Consider the following 2469-nt stretch of genomic DNA (forward strand, 5'->3'; position numbering starts at 1 on the left):
GCAAGGCCGACCTCCTCAAGGCTCTCGGCCTGACCACGGCCGTGGGCGGCGGCAATGCCACCGTCAACGTCAACCGAACCACGAGCGCGGCCTCGCTGGGTGCGACCATCGCGGACGGTTCGACGCTGAACGTCGACGGTCACGTCATCACCTTCAAGAACGCGCCGATCCCGGGCTCGACCGGTGCTCCGAGCGTTCCGACGGGTTATGGTGCCAGCGGTAACGTTCTCACCGACGGCAACGGCAACTCGACGGTCTATTTGCAGGCCGGCACGGTCAACGACGTCTTGAAGGCGATCGACCTTGCCACCGGCGTGCAGACCGCGACGGTCAACGCCAACGGCACCGCGACGCTTGCGACTGCGACCGGCCAGACCAACTCGTCGATCAACGCCTCGGGTCAGCTCAAGCTCTCGACCGGTGTCAATGCCGACCTGTCGATCACCGGCACTGGCAACGCGCTGAACGCGCTTGGCCTCGCCGGCAACACCGGGACCGCGACCGCCTTCACCGCGGCGCGCACCTCGGGCATTGGCGGCATCGCCGGCAAGACCTTGACCTTCTCCTCCTTCAACGCGGGCACGGCGGTCAACGTCACCTTCGGCGACGGCACCAACGGCACGGTCAAGACGCTCGATCAGCTCAACTCGAAGCTGCAGGCCAACAACCTGACAGCGACGATCGACGCCAACGGCCTGCTGACGGTCTCGACCACCAACGACTACGCGTCCTCGACCATCGGATCGAGCGCTGCAGGTGGTGCGATCGGCGGCACGCTGACCTCGTCGCTCACGTTCTCGACGGCTTCCACCCCCGTCCAGGACACCGTTGCTCAGACCTCGCGTGCGAACCTGGTGTCTCAGTACAACAACATCCTGAACCAGATCGACTCGACTGCGCAGGACTCCTCGTTCAACGGCGTCAACCTGCTCAACGGCGACCAGCTCAAGCTGGTGTTCGACGAGACCGCCAAGTCCAGCTTGAGCATCACCGGCGTCACCTACAACTCCAAGGGTCTGGGCCTTGCTGCGCTGACCAGCGGTGTCGACTTCATCGACAACGCTGCCACCAACAAGGTGCTGACCAACCTGAACTCGGCCTCGAGCACGCTGCGCTCGGAAGCCTCGGCTCTGGGTTCGAACCTGACGATCGTGCAGGTTCGTCAGGACTTCAACAAGAACCTGATCAACGTGCTGCAGACCGGTTCGTCCAACCTGACCCTGGCCGACACCAACGTCGAGGCGGCGAACAGCCAGGCACTCTCGACCCGCCAGTCGATCGCGGTCTCCGCGCTGTCGCTGGCCAACCAGTCGCAGCAGAGCGTGCTCCAGCTGCTCCGCTAACTCGCGGACAGCATCGCAAGCAGGATCCGGCGGCGGGGCTTCGGCCCCGCCGCTTTTTTTCGTTCGTCGCTCGAGGTTTCGAGAGGGCAGGCGACACTCTGAAAAGTAACCAGCGGTTATGGTTAATGGAGCGTAAGCGCTGAGAATCGCCAATGATTTCAGGGCGATTGCCGGACCCCGCAAGCGCTTCCAGTCGTTCATGGTGAACCGGCGCTTACGCAGGCGATGCTCGTTTCACCCTTTGTTAGCCATGTCGCGGCACGCTGGCCCCGTCACTCGATCCGAAGCGATCGAACGAAGACGCGTAAGCCAGAAGGGTAAGAGTCATGTCCGGTATTGTTCTTTCCGCATCGGTTCGTCAGAACCTGCTTTCTCTCCAGTCCACCGCCGATCTCCTCGCCACCACGCAGAACCGTCTGTCGACCGGCAAGAGCGTCAACTCGGCTCTCGATAATCCCACCAACTTCTTCACCGCTCAGTCGCTCGACAACCGCGCCAGCGACATCAACAATTTGCTCGACGGCATCGCCAACGGCGTGCAGGTGCTGCAGGCTGCCAACACCGGCCTGACTTCGTTGCAGAAACTGATCGATAGCGCCAAGTCGATCGCCAACCAGGCGCTGCAGACCACGGTCGGTTACTCCACCAAGTCCAACGTCTCCACCACCATCGCCGGTGCGACGGCGGCCGACCTCCGCGGCACGACGAGCTTCGCCAGCGCGACGGCGAGCAGCAACGTGSTGTWTARCGGCRCGGCCGGCGGCACCACCGCGGCGARCGGCACCACSACGCTCGGCGCYACCATCGGCTCCTTTGCAAGCACTGGYGCGACGGCCGGTGACGGCACCACSGCCCTGGCCGGCACCATCACCCTGATCGCCACCAGCGGCACGAGCGCCACCGGCCTGCTCGGCAACGCCCAGCCCGCCGAYGGCGACACGCTGACCGTGAACGGCAAGACCATCACCTTCCGCAGCGGCACCGCGCCGGCCTCGACCGCGGTTCCGTCCGGCTCGGGCGTCAGCGGCCACCTCGTCACCGACGGCAGCGGCAATACCACTGTCTATCTCGGCGACACCGCCACGCCGGCCTCGCTCGCGACCGTGAACGATCTCTTGAGCGCGAT

General features: G+C 64.5%; 2 protein-coding genes. Both read left to right on the top strand.

Annotated elements, in window-relative coordinates:
• On the top strand, positions 1-1343 hold a 1343-nt coding region (locus ACXJMY_RS37780), incomplete at its 5' end, for a DUF1522 domain-containing protein (protein ID WP_456624431.1).
• A gap of 326 nt (positions 1344-1669) precedes the next feature.
• Positions 1670-2469, top strand: an 800-nt coding sequence (locus ACXJMY_RS37785) for a DUF1522 domain-containing protein (RefSeq protein ID WP_456624432.1), incomplete at its 3' end; no start/stop codon positions are given.

Source organism: Bradyrhizobium sp. P5_C12, from assembly GCF_054049735.1.